The organism is Moorena sp. SIO3B2 (assembly GCF_010692525.1).
Classification (GTDB): Bacteria; Cyanobacteriota; Cyanobacteriia; order Cyanobacteriales; family Coleofasciculaceae; genus Moorena; species Moorena producens.
In genome coordinates this window covers 1-3,738 of record NZ_JAAHHE010000354.1, presented here as the reverse complement: position 1 = coordinate 3,738, position 3,738 = coordinate 1, and the positions used below count along the sequence as shown (strand labels likewise).

At 42.5% G+C, this 3,738-nt stretch carries 2 protein-coding genes; one reads left to right on the top strand and one right to left on the bottom strand.

Annotation, left to right across the window (positions count from 1 at the left end):
- The coding region (locus F6K38_RS33390; RefSeq protein WP_502709625.1) for a WD40 domain-containing protein at nt 1-3,384 on the top strand (3,384 nt) is incomplete at its 5' end.
- Nucleotides 3,385-3,481: 97 nt separating this feature from the next.
- Here the strand turns inward: F6K38_RS33390 and F6K38_RS33385 are convergent.
- Nucleotides 3,482-3,738: FG-GAP repeat protein (locus F6K38_RS33385; RefSeq protein ID WP_287359386.1), on the bottom strand; the 257-nt coding region annotated here is incomplete at its 5' end.

The window sequence follows — 3,738 nt, the reverse complement described above, 5'->3', positions numbered from 1 at the left end:
GCCTCTGGTAGACAAGGGGATGTTAATCGCTTAATGCAACGTATGGGCCGTAGTGACCATAAACTAACGGTAATTTATGGTCAATCAGGAGTAGGTAAAAGTTCCCTTGTCCAAGCTGGGTTAATTCCCACTTTGAAACAAAAAACCATTGGCTCCCGTGAGGTTTTAACGGTTTTCCAGCAAGTTTATACCGATTGGATTCCGGAATTTGGGAAAGCCTTAGCCAAGTCTCTGGCCGAAAAACACCTGATTAACTATCAGGCTAATACTCTCGAAACAACAAGCGCAATTCTCAAGACATTCTGGAAAATAACAGAAGAAAATATCCTAGTGGTTTTAGTCTTTGACCAATTTGAAGAATTTTTCTTTGCTGCCAAAGACATAAAACAACGACTGGTTTTCTATGACTTCCTGAAGAATTGTTTGAATATTCCCTATGTTAAAATTATTTTATCCCTTCGAGAAGATGACATTCATTATTTGTTAGAGTGTAACCGTCTAATTAACTTAGATGTCATCAACAACAATATTTTAGATAAAACAATTCTTTACTATCTCGGTAACTTTTCCCCAAAGCAAGCTCAATCAGTTATTCAAAGCTTAACTGAACACACGGCATTTTCTCTAGAGCCAAAGCTAACGGATGCCTTAGTTAAGGATTTAGCAGGAGATACCAATGAGGTGCTCCCCATTGAATTGCAAGTGGTAGGAGCTCAGCTCCAAGCGGAAAAAATTACCACCTTAGCAGATTATATAGCCAAAGGTCCTAAGGAAAAACTGGTTGAACGATACCTAGAAACAGCTATTAAAGACTGTGGTGAAGAGAACGAACGAATCACTAAACTTGTTTTGTATTTGCTTACCGATGAAAACGGGATGCGGCCCCTAAAGACTAAGGCTGAATTAGCGGAAGATTTGGACTTAGAAGAGGAGCAACTAGATTTAGGATTAGAAGTGCTAGTGGGTTCTGGGTTAGTCTTTGAAGTGCCAGAATACCCCGCTGATCGTTATCAGTTAGTTCATGATTATTTAGTATCATTTATTCGCCAAGGACAAGAGCCTCAAATCCTAGCGGAGTTAAAACTCACCAAAGAAGAACTAAAGCAAGCACTCCATCAAGAACAAGAGGAACGAAGACGAGCAGAAATTGCAGAAATTAAAGCCCTTAATTCTCTATCTCAAGCTCTACTATCTTCCCACGACCAGTTAGGAGCATTGGTCGCTAGTGTAAAAGCTGGTAAACGATTACTCACCACAGAGGTTACTCCTGATATCAAACAGCAACAAGTCAATCAGCTTCAGGAAATTATCAATAACTTGCAAGAGTGCAATCGTTTGGAAGGACATAATGCGGGAGTATTTGGTGTTTGTTTAAGTCCTGATGGTAAACTAATTACCTCTGCTAGTGAAGATGGCACGATCAGGATTTGGGGAATTGATGGGAAAGCTTTGACAAGCTGTCGGGGCCACAAGGAGCAAGTGTTTAGCATTAACTTTAGTCCCAATGGTGAGATGTTTGCCTCTGCTAGTGCTGATAGCACCATCAAACTCTGGCAACGGGATGGTAGGTTACTGAAAACTCTCAGAGGTCATAAAAACCAAGTTTTCAACATTAGTTTTAGTCCCGATGGTCAAACCATTGCTGCTGCTAGTAAGGATGGCACGATCCAGCTCTGGCATCCTAATGGTACTCGGATTAAAACCCTGACCAGGTTTGGTCCTGCTAACTTTGGGATTAGTTTTAGTCCTGATGGTAAATCCCTTGCGATCGCTAGTGAAGATGGCACTATCAAGCTCTGGAATTTACACAGTAGTTGGCCCAAAATTTTCAATCGTCATGCTAGGGGTGTCTTGAGTGTCTGCTTTAGTCCAGATGGTCAGATGCTGGCTTCCGGGAGTTGGGACGGTACCGCTAAACTCTGGAATATAGATGGCAAAGAACTCAACTCCATCGATAATTATGGCTTGCCAGTCTATCGGGTTAGATTTAGTCCCGATGGTCAACTATTAGCACTAGCAAGTAAAGATAATCGAATTCGACTGTATAACCTTGATGGCATTAAGCTCAAGACCTTACGAGGACACAAAGGGTCTGTGTGTGGGGTAAGTTTCAGCCCCGATGGACGGCTACTGGCTTCTGCTAGTGTAGATAAAACTATCAGACTTTGGAGTCTTAAGGGCATTGGACTGAATACTCAGCAAAGCCATACTGGTAAACTGATCGGCTTTTGTTTTAATTCTACCGGTCAGCAGTATGCTTCAGCTAGTGAAGATAAAACAGTGAAACTATGGAATTTAGAAGGCACATTACTCAGAACATTTTCAGGACATCAAGCTAGTGTCAGGAGTGTCAGTTTTAGTCCTAAAGCAAAACTATTAGCCACTGCTAGTGTCGATGGTATCATTAAAATTTGGCATCTTAATGGAGCATTACTGCAAACCTTTCCAGCCCATGGTTTGAGTATTAGGAGTCTAAGTTTTAGTCCTGATGGTAAAATCCTGGCCTCTGCGGGCAATGACAGAATTATCAAGCTGTGGGGGATTGATGATAAGTATGGACAGGATAAGGGAGTACTCTTAAATACTCTTAACGGTCATATTGCTAAAATCTATACCATTAGATTCAGTCAGGATGGTCAAATGCTGGCTTCCGCTGGAGAAGATAAAACCATTAAACGTTGGCATCTTGATGGTAGCTTAATCGATACGATTCCAGCCCATAGTCTAAAAATTGTCTGTTTGAGATTCAGTGGGGATGGTGAAATTATGGCTTCCGCTAGTGCTGATAAAACGGTGAAATTATGGAGTTTGGATGGTAAACTGATCACTACCTTACAAGGACATCAAGCAGGAGTTAGAGGTGTTGTTTTTAGTCCTGACAGTCAAATTATTGCTTCAGTTAGTGCTGATAGGACGGTAAAGCTTTGGACTCGTGATGGTAAGGAATTCAAAACCCTAAAAGGACATCTTGCTCCTGTGTGCAATGCCTGTTTCCTGGCTGATGGTGAAACTTTGGTATCGGTCAGTGAAGATGGTACTGCTAAAATCTGGAATATCGATGGTACAGAAATCAAAACCGTTGGCGGACCGATTAATGACAGTACAGTCCTAGGTGTAAAACCTGGACAGGGGATAGTTACCAGGGGGAGTCATACCACTACCTCTGATTTAAGCTCTGATTTAAAGGATTTATTGGTGAAGGGGTGCTATTGGATCAGGGACTATTTGAACCATAATCCGACCTTGAGTGAAAGCGATCGCAAATTGTGTGATGGGGTTTTACCAGAACTGTTGAATGGGGAATCGGGAATCGGGAATCGGGAATCGGAACCCACCCCGTTCCCCTCCCAGGAGGGGAACGGGAGTCGGGAATCGGGAGTATAGCTTTTTTTAGTCTAATCAGGTACACAGGATTTTTTCCCTGTTCCCTGTTCCGGTGATCCGCTGTTCCCTAGCTAAATACTGCTATAAACAAGCTGCTCTATACAACTAGACCGCTGGCTGAGCCATAGAGGATTTGAGTAGCACCAGAATTGATAATACTTCCGAGGTCTTCACCAGGAACTCCTATGGCTAAGTCATCGTAGCCGTCCCCATTGAAGTCCTGCACCGCCAAGCTAGATCCAAAGTTATCGTACTCCTCAGCTATATCGTTAACGCCAGAACTAGCTTGGCTCCAAAACTGATTACCAGTAGTAGTCAAGCCAAAGACGGAACCGTAGATAATGTTTACAGCCC